Source organism: Haloferax sp. S2CR25, assembly GCF_031624535.1.
GTDB lineage: Archaea > Halobacteriota > Halobacteria > Halobacteriales > Haloferacaceae > Haloferax > Haloferax massiliensis.
This window is the reverse complement of sequence record NZ_JAMQOO010000009.1, coordinates 94004-115771: the sequence shown is the minus strand read 5'-3', so window position 1 is coordinate 115771 and position 21768 is coordinate 94004. Positions and strand designations below refer to the sequence as shown.

22 protein-coding genes and 3 pseudogenes are annotated in these 21768 nt (G+C 53.3%); 12 read left to right on the top strand and 13 right to left on the bottom strand.

From position 1 onward, the window contains the following. Nucleotides 1–288: 288 nt before the first annotated feature. Nucleotides 289–1254, bottom strand: coding sequence for a transcription initiation factor IIB (locus NDI65_RS17870; protein ID WP_310894004.1), 966 nt, complete (start codon nucleotides 1252–1254; stop codon nucleotides 289–291). 248 nt (nucleotides 1255–1502) lie between these two features. Between NDI65_RS17870 and NDI65_RS17865 the strand changes: the two genes are divergently transcribed. Then, nucleotides 1503–1718 carry a hypothetical protein gene (locus NDI65_RS17865; RefSeq protein WP_310894003.1) on the top strand — a complete coding sequence of 72 codons (216 nt, stop codon included), beginning with the start codon at nucleotides 1503–1505 and terminating at the stop codon, nucleotides 1716–1718. A 163-nt stretch (nucleotides 1719–1881) separates the two neighbouring features. Here the strand turns inward: NDI65_RS17865 and NDI65_RS17860 are convergent, their stop codons facing one another. After that, complete coding sequence (locus tag NDI65_RS17860) at nucleotides 1882–2337, bottom strand: hypothetical protein (RefSeq protein ID WP_310894002.1); 456 nt, start codon at nucleotides 2335–2337, stop codon at nucleotides 1882–1884. Nucleotides 2338–2387: 50 nt separating this feature from the next. On the opposite strand from NDI65_RS17860, the pseudogene NDI65_RS17855 reads away from it, so the two are divergent. Continuing rightward, nucleotides 2388–2637: pseudogene (locus tag NDI65_RS17855) on the top strand (hypothetical protein); the annotation flags it as partial. A 167-nt stretch (nucleotides 2638–2804) separates the two neighbouring features. On the opposite strand, the gene NDI65_RS17850 reads toward NDI65_RS17855, so the two are convergent. Next, nucleotides 2805–3395, bottom strand: coding sequence for a helix-turn-helix domain-containing protein (locus tag NDI65_RS17850; protein WP_310894001.1), 591 nt, complete (start codon nucleotides 3393–3395; stop codon nucleotides 2805–2807). Nucleotides 3396–3767: 372 nt separating this feature from the next. Here NDI65_RS17850 and NDI65_RS17845 point away from each other — a divergent pair, with 372 nt between their 5' ends. Next, nucleotides 3768–4904, top strand: a complete 1137-nt coding sequence (locus tag NDI65_RS17845; RefSeq protein ID WP_310894000.1) for a hypothetical protein — start codon at nucleotides 3768–3770, stop codon at nucleotides 4902–4904. Nucleotides 4905–5178: 274 nt separating this feature from the next. On the opposite strand, the gene NDI65_RS17840 is transcribed toward NDI65_RS17845, so the two are convergent. Beyond that, nucleotides 5179–5964: a hypothetical protein gene (locus NDI65_RS17840; RefSeq protein WP_310893999.1), complete on the bottom strand. Its 786-nt coding sequence runs from the start codon at nucleotides 5962–5964 to the stop codon at nucleotides 5179–5181. Nucleotides 5965–6343: 379 nt separating this feature from the next. On the opposite strand from NDI65_RS17840, the gene NDI65_RS17835 reads away from it, so the two are divergent. Genes NDI65_RS17835 through NDI65_RS17825 form a run of 3 tightly spaced genes read left to right on the top strand, consistent with a single transcriptional unit; the run spans nucleotide 6344 to nucleotide 8359 of the window. Next, nucleotides 6344–6709 (top strand): nucleotidyltransferase domain-containing protein, encoded by a 366-nt coding sequence (locus NDI65_RS17835; RefSeq protein WP_310893998.1) that lies wholly within the window; start codon nucleotides 6344–6346, stop codon nucleotides 6707–6709. Next, the gene (locus NDI65_RS17830; protein ID WP_310893997.1) at nucleotides 6702–7097 is read left to right on the top strand and encodes a HEPN domain-containing protein; all 396 of its coding nucleotides are present in this window, start codon (nucleotides 6702–6704) and stop codon (nucleotides 7095–7097) included. The genes NDI65_RS17835 and NDI65_RS17830 overlap by 8 nt, the downstream gene beginning before the upstream one ends. Nucleotides 7098–7099: 2 nt before the next feature. Beyond that, the gene (locus NDI65_RS17825) at nucleotides 7100–8359 is read left to right on the top strand and encodes a tyrosine-type recombinase/integrase (protein ID WP_310893996.1); all 1260 of its coding nucleotides are present in this window, start codon (nucleotides 7100–7102) and stop codon (nucleotides 8357–8359) included. A gap of 592 nt (nucleotides 8360–8951) precedes the next feature. Here the strand turns inward: NDI65_RS17825 and NDI65_RS17820 are convergent. Continuing rightward, nucleotides 8952–10616: a transposase gene (locus NDI65_RS17820; RefSeq protein ID WP_310893995.1), complete on the bottom strand. Its 1665-nt coding sequence runs from the start codon at nucleotides 10614–10616 to the stop codon at nucleotides 8952–8954. A 292-nt stretch (nucleotides 10617–10908) separates the two neighbouring features. Here NDI65_RS17820 and NDI65_RS17815 point away from each other — a divergent pair. The 3 genes and pseudogenes from NDI65_RS17815 to NDI65_RS17805 form a co-directional block, all read left to right on the top strand. Continuing rightward, a pseudogene (locus NDI65_RS17815) lies at nucleotides 10909–11057 on the top strand (IS6 family transposase); the annotation flags it as partial. A 57-nt stretch (nucleotides 11058–11114) separates the two neighbouring features. Continuing rightward, nucleotides 11115–11792, top strand: a complete 678-nt coding sequence (locus NDI65_RS17810) for an IS6 family transposase (protein ID WP_310893994.1) — start codon at nucleotides 11115–11117, stop codon at nucleotides 11790–11792. A 76-nt stretch (nucleotides 11793–11868) separates the two neighbouring features. After that, nucleotides 11869–12744 carry a hypothetical protein gene (locus NDI65_RS17805; protein WP_310893993.1) on the top strand — a complete coding sequence of 292 codons (876 nt, stop codon included), beginning with the start codon at nucleotides 11869–11871 and terminating at the stop codon, nucleotides 12742–12744. Nucleotide 12745: 1 nt separating this feature from the next. Here the strand turns inward: NDI65_RS17805 and NDI65_RS17800 are convergent, their stop codons facing one another. Then, the gene (locus NDI65_RS17800; protein WP_310893992.1) at nucleotides 12746–12919 is read right to left on the bottom strand and encodes a hypothetical protein; all 174 of its coding nucleotides are present in this window, start codon (nucleotides 12917–12919) and stop codon (nucleotides 12746–12748) included. A gap of 146 nt (nucleotides 12920–13065) precedes the next feature. Here NDI65_RS17800 and NDI65_RS17795 point away from each other — a divergent pair. Together NDI65_RS17795 and NDI65_RS17790 are read left to right on the top strand one after the other, a co-directional pair. After that, nucleotides 13066–13623, top strand: a pseudogene (locus NDI65_RS17795) (DDE-type integrase/transposase/recombinase). A gap of 116 nt (nucleotides 13624–13739) precedes the next feature. Continuing rightward, nucleotides 13740–14627: a hypothetical protein gene (locus NDI65_RS17790; protein WP_310893991.1), complete on the top strand. Its 888-nt coding sequence runs from the start codon at nucleotides 13740–13742 to the stop codon at nucleotides 14625–14627. Between the two features lie 449 nt (nucleotides 14628–15076). On the opposite strand, the gene NDI65_RS17785 is transcribed toward NDI65_RS17790, so the two are convergent. After that, nucleotides 15077–15895: a S16 family serine protease gene (locus NDI65_RS17785; RefSeq protein WP_310893990.1), complete on the bottom strand. Its 819-nt coding sequence runs from the start codon at nucleotides 15893–15895 to the stop codon at nucleotides 15077–15079. Between the two features lie 35 nt (nucleotides 15896–15930). Here NDI65_RS17785 and NDI65_RS17780 point away from each other — a divergent pair, with 35 nt between their 5' ends. Continuing rightward, nucleotides 15931–16701, top strand: coding sequence for an archaellin/type IV pilin N-terminal domain-containing protein (locus NDI65_RS17780; RefSeq protein ID WP_310893989.1), 771 nt, complete (start codon nucleotides 15931–15933; stop codon nucleotides 16699–16701). Between the two features lie 61 nt (nucleotides 16702–16762). Here the strand turns inward: NDI65_RS17780 and NDI65_RS17775 are convergent, their stop codons facing one another. From NDI65_RS17775 to NDI65_RS17750, 6 genes are all read right to left on the bottom strand, one after another. Further along, the gene (locus tag NDI65_RS17775; RefSeq protein ID WP_310893988.1) at nucleotides 16763–17233 is read right to left on the bottom strand and encodes a hypothetical protein; all 471 of its coding nucleotides are present in this window, start codon (nucleotides 17231–17233) and stop codon (nucleotides 16763–16765) included. Between the two features lie 83 nt (nucleotides 17234–17316). Beyond that, nucleotides 17317–18111, bottom strand: a complete 795-nt coding sequence (locus NDI65_RS17770; protein ID WP_310893987.1) for a hypothetical protein — start codon at nucleotides 18109–18111, stop codon at nucleotides 17317–17319. Then, nucleotides 18111–18533, bottom strand: a complete 423-nt coding sequence (locus tag NDI65_RS17765) for a hypothetical protein (protein WP_310893986.1) — start codon at nucleotides 18531–18533, stop codon at nucleotides 18111–18113. The genes NDI65_RS17770 and NDI65_RS17765 overlap by 1 nt, the downstream gene beginning before the upstream one ends. Nucleotides 18534–18792: 259 nt before the next feature. After that, a complete protein-coding gene (locus tag NDI65_RS17760; RefSeq protein ID WP_310893985.1) occupies nucleotides 18793–20400 on the bottom strand; it encodes a hypothetical protein in 1608 nt (535 codons plus the stop codon). 134 nt (nucleotides 20401–20534) lie between these two features. Further along, nucleotides 20535–21155 (bottom strand): hypothetical protein, encoded by a 621-nt coding sequence (locus tag NDI65_RS17755; RefSeq protein WP_310893984.1) that lies wholly within the window; start codon nucleotides 21153–21155, stop codon nucleotides 20535–20537. Between the two features lie 5 nt (nucleotides 21156–21160). Further along, a complete protein-coding gene (locus NDI65_RS17750; RefSeq protein WP_310893983.1) occupies nucleotides 21161–21766 on the bottom strand; it encodes a hypothetical protein in 606 nt (201 codons plus the stop codon). Nucleotides 21767–21768: the final 2 nt, after the last annotated feature.

The window sequence follows — 21768 nt, the reverse complement described above, 5'->3', positions numbered from 1 at the left end:
CTGCTCGCAAGAGATTTGATGATTCATTGAGATTATATGGAAAGGTGAGAGAATGCAATTTCAGTTTGAATGTGGCTGTGGTGTTCAACTCTCAGATTATACACGAGGAGTGGGTGACGAGGTCACAACTCAGGTTCAGTGTCAGAGTTGCGGCACGGTGTACGCGTTAACCATCACACCAATTGTGACACGGTACGATTGACTGGTTGGAAACTCAGTCGGGGGATGCTGCATAGTGAGGAATTGGTCGTCTTACTCAGGAGGCTTCGTATATCCTCTCTCCTACTGTTAGTGGATGTCCATCACTTCGATTTGCTCCTGATATCGATTCCGAATCGTCACTTCAGTCACCTGTGCGACCTGCGCAATCTCACGCTGAGTTCGTTGTTCATTACAGAGTAGACATGCCGAGTAGAGTGCTGCCGCAGCAAACCCCGTGGGAGACTTCCCTGATAAGAGGCCAGCTTCAGCGGACACGTCGATTATTTCGGCCGCTTTTTGTTGGACGCGCTCGCTCACTTCAAGCTCTGAAGCAAACCGTGGTAGATACTGTTTTGGATCGACTGGCTGCATCTCTAAGCCAAGTTCATGTGAAATATATCGGTAGGTCCGACCCACTTCGTTCCGCTCAACCCGAGACACTTCGACCACTTCATCAAGACTTCGCGGAAGTCCTTCTTGACGGCACGCAGCATACAGCGCACTCGTTGCAACGCCCTCGATTGAGCGCCCACGAATGAGATCCTCATTAAGGGCACGACGGTAGAGCACGCTTGCTACTTCGCGGACTGACCGCGGAACACCGAGAGCAGAAGCCATCCGGTCGATCTCCGACAGCGCGAACTGGAGGTTGCGCTCGCCTGCGTCTCGTGTTCGGATACGCTCCTGCCACTTACGCAACCGGTGCATCTGTGAGCGTTTCTCCGAGGACAACGACCGGCCGTGGGCGTCCTTATCCTTCCAGTCGATGGTTGTCGTCAACCCGCGGTCGTGCATCGTCTCTGTGGTTGGAGCACCGACCCGAGACTTCGAATCTCGCTCGGTGTGATTGAACGCTCGCCACTCGGGTCCTCGGTCGATCTGTCTTTCTTCGAGAACAAGACCACAGTCGTCGCAGACGAGTTCAGCCATCTCCTCGCTCTGGACGAGAGCTGGCGACTCACATTCCGGGCACGTTTGAGTCGTCGACTCGGATTGATCCTCCTCTATCAGTTGATCACGAGCAGAGGTTCGCTGTCGAGGAGTGTCAGACATTAATTCACAATCCCACTGTGGCACTGTTAAATCTATGGCGTCTCACAATTCACATCCAGACAGTACTCTCATCAACATCGTCACCATCAGTTCCAGCGGCATGCTATTTTTCCTTCAATCGAATTTCCGCATGACGTCACCACCTTATTTCGGGCTTGCGACGAGAACTCGATGAGCCCGCGTTCTCATACGTACAGCACCGTATCTCACCCCAATAGTCTAATCGGACGACACCATGTTGTCGAGTAATGCGAAATCCACAGACGCCACTTAGCCCGCTTGAACAGGAAGCGTTCGACCGTCTCGAACAGCAGTTCGACTCGGGTGATAACTTCGAACGTGAGACTGCCCTCATCCAGCTCAAGTATGCGGAATTCGAGCGTGAGGAAGCGACTGAACTCATTGAACAATTGCTGCTGAAGGGATACCTCTACGAAGTAGATGAGGGGTTGCGAATAACCTGACCGTCTTGATTTTTAAAATGGACAATAGCCACCTTGGCAATCCGAAAACTGTTCCACGCTTTTCAGTCGCTCAGTCGTACAATGGTGCTGCCTTTGAGGGAAGAACCTCTCATCAAAGAAGTGAAGTAACTAGACAGTACCAATTATTCGATCGAACCGGTTGCTAGGTCTGTGAGTGGTTAATCTTCCGGATTCCAGTTCCTATGAGATAACCGACCGTGCCAAAGATGAGTGCAGTGACAACACCGAGTCCGACCATCCAGAGGAGTCGGAAAAGGAGGTTCGGAGTACCTCCCAACAGCCCAATTCCACCCAGATTGATTCCAACACCAGCGCCTCCGGCGAAAGCAAGTATCCAAGCGCTCAAGAGACTTTGCTCGTGAACCGTAACAAGAGCAATACTAGCGACAAGGCCAAGGGCATAAAACTCCCACCAGAGAGCATGATTGATGCCATGTAATATCTGGTGGACTGGTGATGCAAAGGGAGGTTCAAACTGGGGAACTATCGCCAACACAGTAGCTGAGGAAACAAACAATGCCACTGCAAAGAGGAGTATTCGGCTTAGGCTATCCTGCTTCGGGCCAATTAACGCAGAGCGAACTTGGTGGGATACCATGAATCAATATTGTCGTATGATTACTTGAGCACTTGGTAGGCTCAAAATCAATTAAGAGCGTCCACGTCTGGCGATTTAGATTCAGTACACTACAAAGCCGGTTAGTTCTCGTCAACTCATTTGATGAGAGTGTTGAGCTTGATTTCGCAGCAAACACCCAATTTGACGCTGAGGACATCAGTCTCCACGCTCTGCGAGACGAGTGAAGACGCTCTTCCCTCGAATACGATACTTTACCACCTCCGCACTAAGTTCGATTTGGAGACGCTCGAAAGAGTTGGCAACGTCTTGTTCCAGAAGCTCATTCGGTCTGTGAAGATCATTGTACACCTACTAGATGCACAGAAATGATACAATCAGTTGCGAAGAATTTCAAACGCTACTATAGAAGAGGCAGCGTATGGAACGCGTTCATGACAACCATTTCATAAATGTGGACATTCTTATTTGGCGGCGAGCCACTTATCTCAACTGCTCTTTTCTCTCAAATACCAGTCCCATCCAGCCCACAGAGCAATTAATAAAAGCGTGAACAAACCTCCAACAAGGAACCCAATTGCGAGTGGGTAGCCGGTTGATTCACCACCAGCTGCGGTCATAGATATTCCTAACAGCATTGAATCATCGACTACATACCCGATAACGAAACTTGTCACTATTAAACCACCAACTGTAGAGACAAGACGTTTTAGACGAGACACTAGACCAGTTTGACGCTCTTCCGTCCCCACAAACAGAACTATTGGGTCGTCAGCAGGTGCGTAGACCTTCATCTCCTGACCTTTCTCGGAATAGAGAATATCCACAACATCGATGGCTCCTGCTCCCTTGAGCTTCTCAAGGTGATATGAGACATTCTGAACTGACCCATCGGTTTTCTCCGCTATCTCAGAAGGTGTAGCAGGTTCAGTGTAAACCTCTGATAGAATCTCACGGGCTGTGGTAGACGATATTGCACTCAATATCTCGTTCGTTCGGTCGTCATTGACTCCAACGACCTGAATATTCCCATCTTGACGAGAATTGGCGTCGGATTTTGAGGACGGAAGCAAGGACATGGGTTTTGTATTCTATTTTGAATTGTCATCAGCAAGGATAATATAACCATGGTCACTCTTTTGCAGGAGGTTGTTGAGACGGCTATCTCTGATAGTATCGGGACAAAGGTCGACTGTCTAACTTCTCAACGAGAGGGTTCTCACTTCACCGAGTAGTTACGGAATCGAAAGATAGCTCGCCATCAACAATATCCTACACATTTAATAATACACATAAGTCGCCCAGTGTAGGGACATTTGTTCGAATCCCAGTAGAATTGCTGACAGATAGAATCTAAAATGTATGTATTCTAACTATATAGTACTAGTCAAGGAGGTGAAAATTGCAGCTCATGATAGTTTTAATTATAGCCGACATAATTTTGTTCGTGGATGGCTCAAGATAACATCTCCCGGCAGAAGGCCGAAAAGATACACAACAACCGGTTCTCATCTATGGGCCGGCGACAAGTCCTCAAAGCTCTTAGCGTCGCAGGAGTTGGTGGGCTTTCTACTGCCTACTTGACTTCCGAAGATGTCAAGGCTGCGAGTAGCGATGAGGTACCGATCGTGTACGGTCTGAAGCGTGAAGAACTAGGGAACCCCAAGACGGATTTGGTTCCGATGAAAAAGAATGTGCCAGCAGACTGGTACAACGATGTGCAGCACGCAGAGAAGGTTCGGGACGCCTTAGACCTCCATAAGAATGCAGGTGTAAACGAAGTCGACGTACGACCCGCAAAATATGGGGGACGAAGCTCGTACATCGAAGTTGGCGTTTCGCCTGAATTAGCTCGTGGCAACGGGTTAGTTCCAGAAACGGCTAAGAGTGCGATCCCTGAATCACACAGTGGCGTGGAAATTAAACTAAAAGAAGTAGGAGTCGGGAAAATGGCCTGCTATACAGGTGATTACGGTAGTACGATTCCTGGAGGTGCTGTCTGTCGAAGTGGAGTTGGGTCTTCGGGAACATTTTCATCAGCGATGTTCAAGAATAATAATGGACCCTACTTTGCCACGAATGCTCATCTTTGGGCTGGGGCGAGTAACCCTACTACGTCGTACGATATGAATCACAACTCTTCAAACGAAAAGGTCGCTGATATCATCGAAGCAAACTGTCAACTTGATTACGCGCTAGGCGATCCGGACAATCATACTCCACAGCAGAAGATCGTCGCAGGAGGAGAAGATGTCACGTTCCAGTACACGAAATCTGGAATCAACGACCAGATCGGACAGGGAGCGCATGGTACGAAACGAGGAATCTCATCTTGTGAGACCTCTGGAGAGATATATACAGCGAATGGTTACATCGGTGCGGTTGATAAGGGATGTCCAAATAGAGGATATCAGGTGAAAGGGGAGTGGGATATCGAGCGTGGAGACAGTGGTTCAGTTGCATTCATCGATAACGGTAGCAATGTCGGCGCATTATCGATGAATGCAGGGTTTGACCCACTAAATGATAATGCATTTGGCTTTGGTGCTTACCGCTTGAAGGCACAACAAGGCCTTTCGTACGCATAGATAATCACCATCTCTTTTCTTTTATTCGTCTTTTACTGTTCATTTGTTTGTTTCACTTACGCAGATGGGTGTTTATACTATTTCCCCAGTCAAATCGAAACAAAGATTGGCTGGTTGAGTTCCCAACTACTCGATTCTCGTTTTATTATTCGTACTACAGAACTGCAAAGCTGTTCGCCATCAATAATGTGCTACACAAGAGTGTTGGAAGTGTCCTTTGACCTGAGAGAGAACGGAATCAACGGAGAAGCCGCAGAGTATGAACCGCTGCGGGTTACCAGAGTGACTGAAGAAGGCCGTGATGCTGGAGTGCGTTTTTGAACCCGCGTTCTTTGATGTAGTCTCTGAGTTTCTCGGCGACGTCCTCGTTAAGCGTCGTTTCGATGGGGTAGTGTTTTCTTGGGTCGTGGTAGCGAATGGAGCGTGTAGAGGAGTCCGTCGTGATCAAGTCAGGTCCCTCGAACCACTTGATGTCCTCTATATTATCGTCCGATTCGATGGCTTCGGTCATCACGGTGAAGGCGGCATCTTGGTCTGCCCGCCAGGACTTCTTCAGCGTCATCATGAGGAACAGATGGGGCGACCCAGTGAGACTCGCGAAGTCGCCAGCGACATCCCACTCAGGATGGTCGATTAGCCAGCCGACAACCGATGCATCTTCCCACGCGGGGTCACTCGGATGCTCACGGCCGACGCCGAGGAGATACTCGTAGACAGGTTTGGGGATATTGTGGAGGTTGCCATGGAAGCGTTCTTCGAGGATACCTGTGCCGACAACAGTTACAATCGGGAGGTGGGCGTTGCTTCGGTCTGCGGGATTGTAGGCATCGGTGAGCGATTGAGCATATTCCCAGTCCGGGTTGTCACCGAGCATCGGTTGCTTGACGGCAGTGCTCATCTCTTCGACCGTCTCCCAGTAGACGTCGCGGAAGAGAGACTCACTTTGTTCAAGGGCATCCGAGAGGGTTGTGTCCCACTGGGCTAACCCGGTGTAGATGGTCCCGTGTTCAGAGGGATCGATATTTGAGACGATCCGCTTGGCTTGAGTTATCGTCCTCATCGTGACTCCCTCGTTTGAGTATTCATGAGCCATCTGCGGTGTTGCCGCCTAAAAGACCTTTCTCACAGATTCGTTTACCGTTCCAATTGACCCCATTCTGTTGGTCCAAATAGGACAAAATATTCTGGATTTTTGTATAGCGTTATATGGTGTACCACTATACCGGTAGTATTGTCCGATTTGCCGTGTTGCCCGGTTGTCCAGACGAGACAACCGTACACCACAAATACTAAGGAAACTGACTGTATCGCTCTAACCACCCAAAACCATGTCTTCAGAATCACCATCTCACCAAGCAAGCGGCCTTCTCCACACGTTTTCGCCGCTCCAGCACCACTCCGGGGAAATATAAATGTCACCGAAGCACGTACCCTCTCACATGAGCAACGAGACCGCGCACGAGTCGCTCCCGGCAAACGCCCACGCCGATGCAGCGGCAGCGTTCGTCGAACGCGCGCGGTCCAGACACGGGGAGGACCTCATCAAACTGTACGTCTTCGGCTCCACCGTCCGCGGCGAAGCGAGCGGGCGGTCAAGCGACGTCGACGTTCTCATCGTCCTCGACGACGACACCGATCGCGATGCCACCTCCGATTCGCTCCGTGATATCGCCCTCGACGCGACAATCGAGTACGGCCCCGCCGTCGAACTCCACATCCTCTCTGAATCCACGTTTAACCGCTACCGGCAAGAGGGGAACCCATTCATTCGAAGTGTCGTCACTGAGGGGCGATCGTATGCCTGACGACGACTCGAAACCGCCCGTCAAACAGGAGCTCCAACAGGCACGGCAAGCACTCGACGACGCCACAAAAGCGCGAGAAGCTGGCCTCTCCGACGCCGCGGTCATAAACCGCCTCTACTACGCCGCGTTCCACGCTGTCCAAGCGGCTCTCTACGACCGCGGATTCGAGCCCACGACTCACGGCGGCGTGCGATCCCTGTTCGGTTCCGAAATCATCGCTACCGGGGACGCCCCACGTCGTGACGGTCGCTTCTTCAGCCAACTCTCCGAACTACGCCAGCAAGCGGACTACGGCTACAACGAACTCGATGAGAACGTCGACGCGCTCCATTCACGAACCCAACAGCTCGTCGCCGACATGGAAGCCCTCTGCGCCTCCTCTGACTAACGATGCCGAACTACGCACGTTTCGACGGTCTCGACGACTTCGAGCACTTCTACCGCGAGGAAATCGCTCCGGCGCTCCGGGCCGACCCAGACGCCGACACTGATCCTGACCACGACACCCCTCCCTATGCGTGGTTGAAGGGCAACTTCTCGGGGTTCGTTGAACGCCTCCGTCGCGACTATGACCTCTCCCCCGGAGAGTTCTACGACGCCGTCGGCCTCCCACCGAATCCCGATGAGACAGACGATGCATGGGGAATCTGCCACGAACCAACTGTCCGTGGGCTCGAAGACTACCTCGAAGAACTCAAGCGCGACCGCGGGCGCGCCCAGACCACGGTCGACCCCCGACGCTCGCGATTGAAAACCTACGTTACTACCTACCGAAGAGTCAACGGTACAGGCGACCTCCTATCACCGCTACTGGATGAGACCACGAAACCAGACGAAATCGAGCGCGTCCGCGATACGTTCCGCGTCCTCGACGAGGAGCTGGGGACGCTTGCCTCGAAGAAGAAGTACGTCTCAGCAGTCAAGAGCTGGTACACGTTCATCGAAGAGATGGGCCGCGGGCTCTACAACCCAGCAGAAAACCTGTTGAACCGATTCGGATGGGATGAAGATCCGCAGTACGACCATCCCGCCCTCGGTCGCGACGATCTCGACCAGCTGCTCGCCACCGGCGACGACGACGAGCGCTTTCTCTTGCTCGCGCTCGCCGGGTGGGGCCTCCGGCCCGTGGAGGCGTGCGAACTCCACGTTTCCCAATTGGTACTCGACCCCGACGACGGTGACGTCCCCTATATCGAGTTCGCCGCCGGAGAGCGTAAAAACGCGCGCCGTACACGGAATACAGTTGAACTTCTCGTCGGTATCGACGCCATCCAGAGGCGTATCGACGTTCTCGGCGACCACGACGACTGGACGGGCTACCTGCTCCCCGGGCAGTCGATTGAGCGTCCGATGTCGACAGATACGGCACGGCGGTGGTTCCGCGACCTCGGCGAACGCGCCGACGTCCAGATCGCCGGCAGCCACCCCCTCCCGAAAATGGGTCGTCGAACGTGGTATCGGCTCTATCGCCAGCAGCGCCCGCGCATTGAAGCAGGGACAGCGGCTGTTGCAGCCTCACAGGGGAGCCGAGACGCATCGGTATCCGAACGAAACTACCTCGACGAACGAACGCGTCGGCAGGCGCGTGCCAACGCAATGCGTGACCTCGTGCAGAACGAGTTCGCGGATATCTTCGACGAGTATCTTTGAGCTCTGTCTCGAACAAACAACTGTAAGTCGAAGGCGTATTTACATGTGCTCGGATGGTGTAACCATCCTCTCTGAGTAGCTGGCCTATCCAACCTTACCCACCGCTGAGGGGGACAAATCCAAGAATGCGGACTTTCGGGGATACCGGCAGAGTGGAGGTGCGAAACCGACCAGACCCGTCGTGGGCTGAATCGGGGGCTGCACCGTTCACGTCGGACCCAGTCAACGGTTTCGGGCCGCCCGACGGGGCGAACACCTGGGGCGACGACCGCGGCCACCGGAACACCTACTCAAGAAGTACCGAAAACCCTCCACCAAAACGGTGGAGGGGGAGTACGTTCCTCAGAGAAAGAGTCGGACATGAATACTATTCTGCTATATGTTCCGCCTGAGGTGGAGTTCCGAACGTGCACGAGACTGGGTCAAGCTCGACTTTCTTCAATGTACTCAGTGAGTGAGTACATTATGCAGAACCGCTCGCTGTCGCTCTACGTCCGGCAAGTGAAGGATAGGTATCAAATCGACCTGAAAAATCGGACGTTTGGTTAGTGCTGCGGCTATCGACCGGGCGAACGCGCCGGTGTGAGGCCGCCTAGTCGACGCCGACCTCCTCTATCGCTACGTTCAGGAAGCGCTTCGCAGTCACTCGTGGCTTTCGACGATACTCCTCAGGGTTGTCCAGGCTCACCTGAATCAAGAAATCGACCAGCAGCCACATATTGTACAGCAGCACGGCGAACGCGAAGTAGAACAACCGCACTGAGTATTCCTTGGAGGTCGTCCATGCGAGGAACTGCTTGATTGACCTGTAGGAGTTTTCGATGCCCCAGCGTCGCCGATACCGGTCTACGATCCCTTTCGCTTCTGCGCGGTCAAGGCGGATCTCATCGTCGACGTCTTTGTTCGTGACGAATCCAATCGTCTTCTCGACTTTGTCGTCATCCTCATTCGCGTTCCTCTTCGGCACTGCCACAAAATTCGTCTCTGCCCGCGCATTCGTCGCCTCACCGTCGATATCTCCGTAAATCGCGTAGTTCTGTTCGACTTCAACCTCGTGCTCCATCCGCCGGATGAAGTTCTTGACTCGACTCGTCTTCCGTCGAGGAATCACGTAATCCACGCCAGCCTCGTTTAGCGACCGGATTACATCAGCAGCGTCGAATCCTCGATCTGCATACACCGTGTCGATGCTGACGTGCTTCTTGGCTTTCCAAACGAGCGACCGAACGATTTTACCCTTCGAGCGACCGAGCGGTACTGGTTCCACTCCCAAGGTGAATTTGACGTTCTCACCGACGATGCAGCACGTCGCAATCTTATAGCACAGCTCGTACTCTTTCGAGTCCGGCGTCCCTTGGACCATCTCCTCGTCGTCTTCGGTGAAGAGGACGACTTCATCCTTGTCTGGGTAGTACGCCAGATAGGTGATGTCAATAGCTACGTCGGCCGGTCGAGTAAACTCAAGATGGCGCTTTGCGGGCTTGATCATCCGGCCAATACAGTCGTCGACAGAGCTAGCGATTTTCTTGTGCTTGAGCTGTTTGAACCAGTGCAGTACTGTATCGCCATCAGGAGAACCGTTCTCACGAGTCGTCTGGTCACCGTAGATTGTGGTTCCATCTTCGGCTGCGAGGTTCTGGAGGCTCATCAGTACGCAGAGGTCAAGGAACGCGTTGTCGTGATATTTCGTCCCTTCGTCGGGTCGCCCCAGTTCGATTGCAGGGTAGGCGAGTTTCTTCATCTCCTTGGTGACCTCGTGAATCTTCTTGCGAGTGTACTGCTTCTCCCCTACCTCTGAGACGTTGCTCTTGTCTTCGGGTTCTAACGAGCGCATTCCAAGCGGGTTCCCCTGTTCGTGAGCGATTTCGAGTATCCACTTGGCTGTGTTCGAGATGTAGCGCTTGAGTTCCGGGCCAAAGTAGTCATTCCACGCACGCGAGAGAGTCGTGCGAGCGGGTGCTGATTGGCCGTCAGCGAACTTCTGTGGGTCAAACCCGAGTTCGACTGCTCGGTCGTCTTCCGATATGTGGTCGTGGAGCTTCTGCCAGGTATAGCCAGTGAACTCTCGAACGTACATCACGCGGACGAGTGCTTCGAGAGAGTATTTGTGATGCCAGCCAGCTCGTCGATCCTCGTAGATATTCAATGAGCCGAACTTGAACTGGCTCACGAGCGTGGTTGTATCGTTGACAGCTTCGAGGAGATCGAACGCCTGCTTTTCGATACTCGTTTGAGCCTTTCGGACTGTTCGACTCATCGGAATAGTATATTCTCCAGAATTGAAACATCGTGAGATGAGGTATTGTGCATCGATATGCCGCACATCTACACACGCGATTTCTTCATAGAATATTCGATACTGCAATTCGAGTTTCAATCTATGGAGGACTATCTCTGGAAGAGTCTGACGTCTAAGCATTCTGTTCTTCTGGACCTCTGAAAAGACATTTTGTTATCGATAGGATTTGCCTTATTCAAAATAGAAATTCTTCGTAGTATTATCTACTCGTGACTATTTAGCGAACTGTAATAAGATGTAATTTCAGATGTTGAGGATGAGAGTTGACCGTTTCTCCAACTCATGATGGGTAGTCGGCTGAGCGTCCGTGAGTGGCTTATGCTGTTCGTTCATTACTATAATTTTCAACGACCACATCAAGCCCTTGACGGACGAACGCGAGCTGAGGAGGCTAACTAGACAGTGCAATGGGCACTGTCTAGATAAGGAACGAGCAGGTCGAAGAGCTAGTGTTCAATGCTGCTCAGAGACCTGCTCAAAGAGAGTTTAGACACTGCGACGCTTGAATGTTGGCAGCGGGAGCGGACGGCGACGCCCGTCAGGGCGTTCGCCGTCCGACTCCATGCTGCCGGTCTTTCTCTTAGAGAGACAGAAACGATTCTTCGGCTACTCGGCGTAGAACGCTCGTTTCAAGCGATTTTCCAGTGGGTACATCGGCTAGCTGACAGCGTCTCAGACCCGCCGACGGCGCAGCCGAGGCGGGTCGCGGTTGACGAGACCGCTGTCAAAATCAACGGCAAGCAGTCTTGGTTGTACACTGCAATAGACCTCGACACAAAAGTAATTCTTGACGTTGCGTTGTTCGAACGTCACGGGACTGATCCGGCGGCTGCGTTTCTTCACGGAGTCTGCGAGAAACACGACTGTTCAGACACGGTGTTTCTGGCCGATGCTTTCGGCTATCGGACTGCCTTCTCTCGATTAGGAGTGAACGGTCGAGTCAACTACACAGAGCGAAACCAGATCGAAAAGTGGTTTCACACATTCAAAATGAGAGTTGACCGTTTCCACAACTCATGGGTGGGCAGTCGGCTGAGCGTCCGCCAATGGCTTGCAATGTTCGTTCATTACTATAATTTTCAACGACCACATCAGTCGCTCGACGGTCGAACGCCAGCTCAGGAGGTTAACTAGACAGTGCCGTGCAATGAATTATATAATAATTATTATGAAAACCTATATATGGCTTTGAACAGAACAGATTTAATAGATGAACAATAGAAGACAAATTTTAAAAAAGATGGCTTCAACTAGTATCGCACTTGGGAGCCTAAGTGGAGTCGCGACAGCGTCTGAACAGAATGAGACAGAGAGCTCTTCTCCGGAATTTACAACGGTTCCGGTCACTGAAACAGACCGCAATCAATTCATTGCCAAGGCTCTGCGTAGTCAGGATGTGCGTGACATTAAAAAGAGACTTGTTAAGAAAGGGTACCAGCCGCGTATTGCAGAGTCGTTAGTCCGGGAAATACAAGGAAACTCTGAAGATCCTTCTCCAGTAAGCGTTCTGATTCCGTTTGAGACTGGTGACCCGTCAACAGCTGCATTTATTTCATGGATTAGCGGCGGAGTAGGTGGTGCTGGCACAATTGCCCACTCTACAGATAAGAAAGTTGGGAAAATAACACCAGACGAATTTGGAGAGAAAGTGAGTCCGTCATTCTTCGAAGGTATTGATTCGCTTGAGTTAATCGCACCGGACGCTCACTACTTGTCGCTTACAGAGGCTGGCGTTGTTGAATCCGAATACGATTACGACGAACCGGTGATGGTTAATCTGGAAACCGGTGACGTCGTTACGAGCGATGTGCAGGCATCTGCAAGTGTAGACTGTGTGACTCAGTGTGCAGGAACCGCTACCGGTGCGCTGTGTGTTCTCGGTTGCGGGTCGTGCCTCCGTACTCCGATAGTTCTCACTTGTCTTGGATGCGTCGCCTGTTCACTCACCGGTGCCTGCTGCTTAGGCAGATGCTCGGACCCTAACGGTGCACTCTGCCTGTATGCTCGGATCTGGGCATATGTCCCAGGGCAGAGCGCGGCACTCTATCTATGGCGAGGGTGTCAGCGGAAAAATTGCGCAGTCTAATCTAGCTGTTTCTTTTCAATTTTTTAATTTCTCGAAGTATTAAATACACCCCGCCCAAAAGAAATAATAATGGAGTGACAAGCATTCCGTTGATTACGATAAGTATCGCAGAACCGATCACCAACGCCGCTCCAATTACCATATTCACTATATCCGTTTTTGACTCGGTTTTCATCAGTTGATATTTGTTCTTGAGGCTATTATTACTTTCTCCAAATAAATGCTCGTCTCGAATTCAATTCAGTGGGACAGAATTTTAGTGAGAATGGTGCGGATGGCACTGTCTAGATAAGGAACGAGCAGGTCGAAGAGCTAGGGTTCATGTTACTCAGAGACCTGCTCAAGCAAGGTTTATACACCGCTACGCTTGAATGTTGGCAGCGGGACTTTGAATTAGAGTGACAGAATCGATTCTTCGTCTTCTCGGCGTAGAGCGCTCGTTTCAAGCAATCTTCTAGTGGGTACATCGGCTGGCTGACAGCGTTGCAGATCCGCCGACGGCGCAGCCGAGGCGGGTCGCGATTGACGAGACCGCTATCAAAATCAACGGCAAGGGCTCTTGGTTATACGCTGCAATAGACCTCTACACAAAGGTAGTTCTTGACGTTGCACTGCTCAAGAGTCATGGGACTGATCCGGCGGCTGCGTTTCTCCACAGCGTGTGCGAGAAGTGTGAACTGCCGGGTTGATTACAGAGAGAGAGAGGACTGATTGAAAAGTGGCTCCACACGTTCAAAATGAGGGTTGGCCGTTCTACAACTCATGGTGGGCAGTCGGCTGAGCGTCCGCCAGTGACTTGCAGTGTTCGTTCATTACTATAATTTTCAGCGACCGCATCAATCGCTCAATGGTCGAACGCCAGCTCAGGAGGGAAACTAGACAGTTTTCCTTACAAGATGTCCGAATTCGGACGAGAGGTAGCCAAACACATATCCGTTTCAAATGTACAAAATATTATCACAAAACATATATTGATTTGTACCAATGTCGAACCGATGAATGTGAACTTGGTGGAGAAACTCGGCCAACCCGAATATACTGGAGAAAATCGATGCGAGCCATGCACCGCACTTAACCTTGTCATAGCAATGTTTTTTAGCTTCGGGTTGTTGCGAAGATCCCGTGTCGCTGGCTACGCCTTCTTCGTCGTATCACTCGGTTTGATTTATCTCCGTGGATATCTCGTCCCCGGAACTCCAACGCTGACAAAGCGCTATCTTCCGTCAGCGGTGCTTCGGTGGTTCGGTAAAGAACCAGAGCTGGACACCCGAAGCGGTCTCAGCTCAGCTGGCGCTGCCTCGACGACCGTTTCGAGCGAACCTATCACGGAGGGATCGGACGAAGCGCCGATTGACACAGCTGAAAAAGTCAACATTCACGACTACTACCTTACTGAGGGAATTCTTGAACCGTGTGACGATCAGGACGATCTATGCCTTGTCGACGAATTCAGAACAGCGTGGAACGACGAGATGGCTGAGTTGATCGAGAAAGATCTTGACGCGAGTGAGGCAGTTTCTATCCTCGGTATCGAGACTGACGCTGAATCATTCGAAATTCAACAGTACGGAGACGCGTGGACAGTAGTCGCTGGCTCCCAAACGATTGGACAGTGGCCGTCGGAGAAGGCACTTGTCGCCGACGTTGGAGCTGCTCGTGTGCTGGACGAGTGGTCGGATTACTGGGGCGACCTCAAACCGGCACAGAAAGGACAGGTTCTCAACGGTCTCCGCCTATTCCTCAATCAGTGTCCGGGAACCGATGAGTCGGTGAGCATGAGTCAGGAGACCGTAGAGTCCTGTTGTTCGTCACACGATGTCGTTACGGTTTCCTGTGACGAGACTGATGAGCGCCTTTTTGAGCAGCGACTGAACGACCTCTAGGATACAGCCGCAACAAGCAAATGACGGTTCGTTTTTGTACCCATCGAAGCGTATGTTCGCACATACCGAAAGGCGCCTACTGACATGACATCGATAGTACGGCTCAGATCCTCGTTCCGTCGATCATATCAATGATGTCGTCATACGAATGGTGCCTATTCAGTAGCTGCGAGACGAAGCGTGGCTAATCGCGCTACCGTCAACGCGGAGATGTGGAAAGGCTTCACAGACAACAAATTCCTCACTGAGTACACCTTCTGCCTGAGTTTCTAACCAGTCAATCGTACCGTGTCACAATTGATGTGATGGTTAACGCGTACACCGTGCCGCAACTCTGACACTGAACCTGAGTTGTGACCTCATCACCCACTCCTCGTGTATAATCTGAGAGTTGATCACCACAGCCACATTCAAACTGAAATTGCATTCTCTTACCTCTCCATATAATCTCAATGGATCATCAAATATCCTACGAGAAGGCAATCCAATGCACAGAGACCAGCATTCGGAACTACTGCCTGAGCGTCGCTAACTGCGTAGTCTAACGCCTCCGTGAGGTTCGTAACCGGAATGACTCTAATTCCCGGAACGGGCCGGTCCTGCTTCGGGGGAACCAGAAGGATAGATTTGCCTTCTTCTCGGGCAGCGATAGCCTTCGGCCGGATCTCGTCGACTGTGGTCACTTCGCCGGTTGCCGTGATACCGCCGGTCATCGCGATGCTCTCGTTCAGCTGGAGGGAAGGATCGCTCGCGACGTACATCCCGACGGCGAGCGGGAGACCCGCGCTCGGCCCGGAGACGTAGTCCCAGTCCTCGGGCGCGTTGATCGAAACGACTGCGGCGTCGAAGGGCGGTGTCGCGTTCGTCGTTCCGAGCACTGTGTGCGCATGCTGAGCGGATTGCTGTGCTGAAACGGTGTGTACCACATCCTGTACGTTCAGATAGGTTCCTCGACCCGGTACGAACCCGACATGGACGGGTATCGTCGTTGCGGTTCGCTCTGTCGCCGAGTAAGCGAGGACGCTTACCTGAGCGCCATATTTAGTGGCGAGTGCTTCGTCTGGTGCACTTGAGTTTACTGCGAGCCCCTGTATCTCCTTTTCGAGGTTCTCGTTCTCTGCTGCGAGTTGGGAGGCGCGGTAGTGTTCGCCGTACCCCCATGACCCAACTCCAACGAGTAAGAGGATTAGAACGACAACGAGAATCGAAGTACAGTTCCAGTTCATTCTAATTCCAGTGAATGGTATAATCAACATACTCAGCCGCATACTTAAGTAATCGTGCGTCAAGCTAATATGCAAAGATGCCTCGTACAGACTTTTCAGATCAGAGAGGACAATCCGAAATCATCGGAGCTGTCCTCCTCATCGCGATTGTCCTCCTCACGATTTCCGCCGCTGCGTTCGGCGGGTTCGGAGGATTCCAGAGCGCGAAGACCGGTATTGACATCCAGATGGTCGAACAGGACATGAATCGGCTCTCGGGAGCGGTGTACGACGTCGCCTTCGGGAACGCGAATGTTCGAACGGTCGGTTTGAACCTCCAGACGGCAGATAACGAAGGTTCTACTCTCGTGAGACCACAGACGGGTCGCATCGAGATCGCTGTGGGAGGAACGACAATCCACCAAGGGTACTTCGGGGCAGTTGAATACGAGAACGAGCAGACCTACGTCGCTTACCAGGGCGGCGGCGTCTGGCGGAAGGGAGTGAACGGGGCGTCGATGGTCGACGCTCCCGAGTTCTCGAACAACGATTACTCGACGCCCACACTGACAATACCGATAATCTCTGTCAACGGAAATGCGACCCTCAACTCCGGTGCGACGGTGATGGCCGGGTCCGAGTCCTCAAAGTATTCCCAACTCAAGGTTGCGACAGACGAGACGGCGACGATTACGATTCAGAGTCGGTACTACGAAGCGTGGGCGCGGTACTTCACAGACAACCTCAACATCCCCGAGAGCGACGTCACGACCACGCCAGAGACTCAAACCGTGACCGTCACGTACGGGGAAGGAACGGAAGCCTACCTGCACGTAACCGAGTACCAGGTCACGGTCGACGAGAACTAACGAGGCCGCTCACTCTTTTAACGAACGAGTCCCGTCCAGTAAGGGAACGCGAAGTTCCGCTCTAAAAGGGAACTTCGTCCGTCGGAGTTGGAGTCGGATGCGGCAGTTCCTCGCCGGTGACGAACTCCAGTTCCGCGACGATTCTCATGTTCCAGGGACGGCTGTGGCCGTCAGGATCGAGCGCGCTGTTCTCTTCATCGGAGAGCGCCCAGTGGCAGAGTTCGTGGATTTCTTGGAGGGCGATTCGGTCTTCGACTGCCAATCCACCCTGCTCCGCGGTCTGTATCGTTACATCAAGATGGTGGAAGACGATTCCGTCAAACACTTTGCTGTAGTCGGGGAGGCCGATGTACGTCGATGCCTCCGTCACGTTGTCTTCGCCGCTGACGTAGATCCTATGTGGGTTGCATCGGTCGTCCAGAGTTGCGAACCGGGCAAGAAGAAGAACATCCCCGTCATAGAACTCGAACCGCTCTCGCTCGCCGTCCGCCGCAGCTATTCGGTCAAACTCTTCCCGGCTTACGTCGTCCATGTCTATCAATCGAAGCGGGAGGCGGATGTAATAGTCGTTTGCTCCTCTCTGCTGGTCGACAGACGGAAGTAGAAGAGTCGAGGTTAGATGTCGAACTTGACTCGGACGTCGACTATCTTGATAAAGAGCCGCTTCGTCTGGAAGTCGGCCGAGACGGTGTTCTGCGCGTTATCGACCTGGACGTTCGAGAACCGGGGGTTGTTCTCGAACCACTTCGACCACATTTTCGTCCGCGGTGTTTTCACCGTCATTGTCGCGGTCGCCGTGATGGGATCGCCGTCTTCCTGGGGCTCATATCGGGTGACATTCGACTCCCATTTGTGACTGACAACGTACCCTGTGCCGTCGCCGGCGTAGCTGAGAGTCGGCGGACCGTCATGGTGCGTCGTGTTGATGAGCGGAATAATCGCCTGCTCCTGATCGACACGGAATGATGGCCCCTCCTTCATCACTGCGCCGTCGTCCTGCTGGAGAAAGACTGCCCCAGAAACGTAGACGTACTGGACGTCGTTGATATGGTAGACGATCGGGCGGGGCTTAACAACCTGAGTCTCCATCGTGCCGTTACTTGAGGTCGCGGAAATGCTGATAGTGATGGGGTCTTCGTACTTGACGGTGCTGTCCAGGAGTTCGAGTTCAGTTGTCCGGAGAGGTGCACCGCTGGAGAGATCGTACATATCCCCCCGGATCTGCATCATAGAGGACTGCGCGGCTGCCTGTCCATTACTCCCCGAAACCTGATCAAGAGACGAGATTCCGAAGAACGCACCTGCACCGACGAAAGTCGTGATGAGGCCAAAAAAGAGAATGAACGCGAGGACGTTGGACTGAGCTCTGTCGCGACGCGTCGTCGACGAGGTGGTGGTTTTCGTCCTCATTATTCCTCCGAGACGATGGTGATGGTGTTCGTTCCCGCGTTTCTGACGATATAGATATCGCCGCCCTGAACGGTCGTCTCCTCAACCGTGGTTCGGGTTCCATACGGGATAGTCACTTTCAGTTCCTCGTCGACGGTCTGGAGGATGAGTTTCTGGTCGCCATCGCCTTCGGTGACGGTCGTGATTTGGTATTGGCGGTTCCCGATTCGGTCACTAAGGCTGATATGGCGGCCGATCTGTCCATTGCTGTTACTACTCCGGACGAGGCGGTCTACTTTTGCGAGCTCACCCGCGACCTTCTGTCCTTCGAACGTGATCTGGTTCCGTTGGGCAATTTCAGAGCCTTGGGACGTGACTTGGAGGGACCCGATGATTGCTCCCGAGAACAGCAAGAGGATCGCGATAGACGCGACGATGCTCACGCCCTCAACGACACCTCGGTTATCGTCTCGAAGATCCGTCGTAAACTGACGGATGCGATCGGGGTATTCTGACCAGTCCATAGTTGACTGGCTCAAATGAATCATTCAATCCACTTAAATGAGACGGGTGATTCAATGAACGACGTTTTGAGGCATTTGTAAGCCGTTATAGGGGAATCTAGAATTAGTTCTTAGAAGTGATTTCAATAGTAGTGACTATTTGAGTTGTTGTGCTCCGAAGAGGAAGTGCGGGGTTATTCTACGACCGCCCGTGGCCGTTACCGTTGCCGTTCTCGTCCTCACTCGAGGTCTGATCCCCGATGACGACGTCGGGCTCGATGGTGATGCGGTCGGTGTAGGTCGTGTCGGCGGTCTCGTAGGTGACGTCGAAGGTGGCGGAGTAGATGACACCGTCGACGACGGTCACGCCAGCCTCGTCGTTCGCAATGTCAGCAGTCTGCGCGTCGATGCTGGCATTGCCGACGATATTCATCTTGTAGGTTCCGCGGGCCTTGTCGCCGTTGCGGAATTTGAGGGTGTACGGCCCCTCCACGTCTTCTGCAAGGTGGATGTCAACGTTGTCTCCGTTCACGGTCCCGGAATCGAAGTCAATCTTCGCGAACTCCGAGCTGACTCGCTTAGTCACGCCGTCGCTGGTCTGGAGGACGATCTGGTCGCCGTCGCGGTAGGCGGTGAGCGTCCAGGTGTCACCGTTCGGCTGGCTATCGGCCCGAAACACCATCGCCTCAGAGGGTTTCTCCGAGAGCATCGTCTTCTCGATGCGCATGGTGGCGTCACGGTACTTCGTCACGTCCTTCGCGAGCGTCCAGTCACCTTCGCCCTCCTCGACGACGAACGGTGCGGTCTGAACTTCTCGGTCGACCTGCTTCGTCCGAGTCTTCTGGACATCGACCGTCTTGTAGACGGCGCGCTTGTCGTAGTCCGGGACATAGTCATAGGTCGGTATCTGCTCGTAGACGGGCTTCTCCTCGTAGACTGGCACGCTCACCAACCGGTGTTTGACTTCGGTTTCGTAGTGGTGGCCGGAGACGTAAGTCTCCTTCTTGTAGGTCTTCTGCCAGCGGTAGTCACGCTCGGTCGTGTAGTAGACCTCCGTTTCCCAGCTGCATTCATAGCTACCGGGACCCCACGACCACCCACCTTCCCAACCGCACTCTTGTACTCGTCGCGTATGGCGCTCGCGGTAGGTGTACCACTCCTTCTCCCAGTCAACGACCGTGCGGGTCGAATACTCTAGAACCTTATGCCGAACTGTGTAATATTCAGGCTTCAGTCGCGTCCCGACTTTGACTTTCTTGTAGTGGGAGACGACGGTCTTCCAGCCGTCGAAGACCTTGTTGTACCCATCGAGATACCGTTCCCAGTGGTCGAATACGGTCTCCTGGACGGTGTACTGCTCCTCGACGGTGTCGGTGATAGTGTGCTGTCCGGTCCCGTGCTGCTTGAGCGTCACGCCTTGCACCACACCTTCTCCGGCGGGCTGGACGCGAGTGAGCTCACCATCGACTGCGGCCTGTGCTTCGACCTGACCGATGAAGCTACCAAGGTGCTGTCGGAGGCGGTTACGGGTCTCCGGCGGCATATTCTTCCAGGCGTGGTCAGGAATCGCCTGCATGACCTTCGCCACGAACCTCTTTCGAGGGTCGTTATCTGAGGCCGCGTCCTTATTGACGACCTGTTGGTTTGTGTCTTCAAGGGAGCTTTCAACTCCGTTCGCTACTACTTGCACTTCTGACTGAGGGCTCCCAGCGTCACTTGACCCGGACGGAACCGAGACCCCGGCCGTGACGACCGAGACGACAACAACGACGGCGGCGAGCATCCCGAGTGTTCCCCCGGTGCTCATCGCGCGGTCGTCGCTGGTGGACTGAGAACCCGGCCAGCGAATTTTTCCCCGCATATCATTTCCTCTAAAACACTCCGAGAATATAACGTTGGGAACGGTCGTGGAAAATGAAGACTTCAGAACCACTGATAGAGTTAGATCTTCCAGAGAATCATCCGGACTCGAACAATGTTGTACTTGCGACCTCCGGGGAATGCGTCAGGAGCATAGAAATTATCTGCCTCACTAAGGGTTTTGCCACTGTTCGGCCCAACGAGAGATGTGTCGTCGTACAACACGACCGTATAGGAGGCCGTCACAGCATGCGCTCCAGGAGTCCCCTGATAGAACATCCGTTCCGTCTCAGTCGTCCCGCTCGGCGTCTGGTAGACGACATCAACATTGTACACGATGTTGCTCCGTTGAAGAACCTCTTCCAGTGGAACTTCGAGGGGATGCCCGTCCGGCGGTTTCAGATAGTATCCGTCACCGCCGGAATCGACGAACTGGCTCATGTCGTCGTTCCAGTAGACCGTCGCATCTCGGAGATCACCTGTAGAGTTCGCAACCGCGAGGAGATCCGCAGCGTCCGCTTGCAGTTGCGTTTCCGCCATGTCGGCGGCGAGACGTTGTGGCTGCTGTGTCGGCGCGGCTTGTGCGGCGATGATGAGGCCCGCAATCAGCATAGCCGCGAACACGATTGCGTCCAGCGTCCAGAAGCTCCCCCGTTCGTCGCCTCGGAACGACTTCAGACGTTCGTGAAGTTTGTCCTTCATGAGTCTCACCAGACCTGTACCCGGAGCGTGTACCACTCGTACGCTCCATCGTTATTCCCATCGAGCCCAACCTGCCGATGGAAGTTGTAGACAGTGCTATGGTCCCGTGGCGGCGTCTCGCCGAGTGCGAGTTTCGTCTCGTCCAATGAGGCGATGCTCCCAGCGGTGTTCTCGATGGTGACGTTGATCTGGCGTTTCTCGTCGACGAAGAGTGCTGCATTCAGATACTCCTCTGGTTGGTCGACGTTCGTCCAACTGTCCTTGAACCCACATTCACCGGGTGTCGTCTTCGCGAAGAACGCCTTGGTACACTCTCGCTCGAGGAGTGCATCGTTCGGCGTGTCCACGAGGTAGTCGTCGGCAAGGCGGTCGGCGGCGCGGTCAGCGACCATCTTGTCAGTATAGTTCGGTCCAATCATCCCGTAGACGAGTGCAGCTGACACGGCGAGGAACATCGTGATCGCGACCATCCGGATCGTCATCGAGAATAGGAAGTCAAGCTGAGACGCCTGTCCTCGGTCATTCTTCTTGAGTTCGTGGAGGTGTCGGCGAAGCCCGGACTCCGAAGTGTTCATGCGGTCGTGTTCCGGTTTCGGTGGTTGCTTGGCCATCA

What these genes read in the sequence shown, in the direction of transcription:
- NDI65_RS17835 (WP_310893998.1), top strand. Translation starts at nt 6,344, where the DNA reads ATGAGCAACGAGACCGCGCACGAGTCGCTCCCGGCAAACGCCCACGCC.
- NDI65_RS17845 (WP_310894000.1), top strand. Translation starts at nt 3,768, where the DNA reads ATGGCTCAAGATAACATCTCCCGGCAGAAGGCCGAAAAGATACACAAC.
- NDI65_RS17860 (WP_310894002.1), bottom strand. Translation starts at nt 2,337, where the DNA reads ATGGTATCCCACCAAGTTCGCTCTGCGTTAATTGGCCCGAAGCAGGAT.
- NDI65_RS17810 (WP_310893994.1), top strand. Translation starts at nt 11,115, where the DNA reads ATGCTGCTCAGAGACCTGCTCAAAGAGAGTTTAGACACTGCGACGCTT.
- NDI65_RS17840 (WP_310893999.1), bottom strand. Translation starts at nt 5,964, where the DNA reads ATGAGGACGATAACTCAAGCCAAGCGGATCGTCTCAAATATCGATCCC.
- NDI65_RS17850 (WP_310894001.1), bottom strand. Translation starts at nt 3,395, where the DNA reads ATGTCCTTGCTTCCGTCCTCAAAATCCGACGCCAATTCTCGTCAAGAT.
- NDI65_RS17825 (WP_310893996.1), top strand. Translation starts at nt 7,100, where the DNA reads ATGCCGAACTACGCACGTTTCGACGGTCTCGACGACTTCGAGCACTTC.
- NDI65_RS17785 (WP_310893990.1), bottom strand. Translation starts at nt 15,895, where the DNA reads ATGCGGCTGAGTATGTTGATTATACCATTCACTGGAATTAGAATGAAC.
- NDI65_RS17775 (WP_310893988.1), bottom strand. Translation starts at nt 17,233, where the DNA reads ATGGACGACGTAAGCCGGGAAGAGTTTGACCGAATAGCTGCGGCGGAC.
- NDI65_RS17820 (WP_310893995.1), bottom strand. Translation starts at nt 10,616, where the DNA reads ATGAGTCGAACAGTCCGAAAGGCTCAAACGAGTATCGAAAAGCAGGCG.
- NDI65_RS17790 (WP_310893991.1), top strand. Translation starts at nt 13,740, where the DNA reads ATGAATGTGAACTTGGTGGAGAAACTCGGCCAACCCGAATATACTGGA.
- NDI65_RS17750 (WP_310893983.1), bottom strand. Translation starts at nt 21,766, where the DNA reads ATGGCCAAGCAACCACCGAAACCGGAACACGACCGCATGAACACTTCG.
- NDI65_RS17805 (WP_310893993.1), top strand. Translation starts at nt 11,869, where the DNA reads ATGAACAATAGAAGACAAATTTTAAAAAAGATGGCTTCAACTAGTATC.
- NDI65_RS17800 (WP_310893992.1), bottom strand. Translation starts at nt 12,919, where the DNA reads ATGAAAACCGAGTCAAAAACGGATATAGTGAATATGGTAATTGGAGCG.
- NDI65_RS17830 (WP_310893997.1), top strand. Translation starts at nt 6,702, where the DNA reads ATGCCTGACGACGACTCGAAACCGCCCGTCAAACAGGAGCTCCAACAG.
- NDI65_RS17780 (WP_310893989.1), top strand. Translation starts at nt 15,931, where the DNA reads ATGCCTCGTACAGACTTTTCAGATCAGAGAGGACAATCCGAAATCATC.
- NDI65_RS17870 (WP_310894004.1), bottom strand. Translation starts at nt 1,254, where the DNA reads ATGTCTGACACTCCTCGACAGCGAACCTCTGCTCGTGATCAACTGATA.
- NDI65_RS17865 (WP_310894003.1), top strand. Translation starts at nt 1,503, where the DNA reads ATGCGAAATCCACAGACGCCACTTAGCCCGCTTGAACAGGAAGCGTTC.
- NDI65_RS17770 (WP_310893987.1), bottom strand. Translation starts at nt 18,111, where the DNA reads ATGAGGACGAAAACCACCACCTCGTCGACGACGCGTCGCGACAGAGCT.
- NDI65_RS17760 (WP_310893985.1), bottom strand. Translation starts at nt 20,400, where the DNA reads ATGAGCACCGGGGGAACACTCGGGATGCTCGCCGCCGTCGTTGTTGTC.
- NDI65_RS17755 (WP_310893984.1), bottom strand. Translation starts at nt 21,155, where the DNA reads ATGAAGGACAAACTTCACGAACGTCTGAAGTCGTTCCGAGGCGACGAA.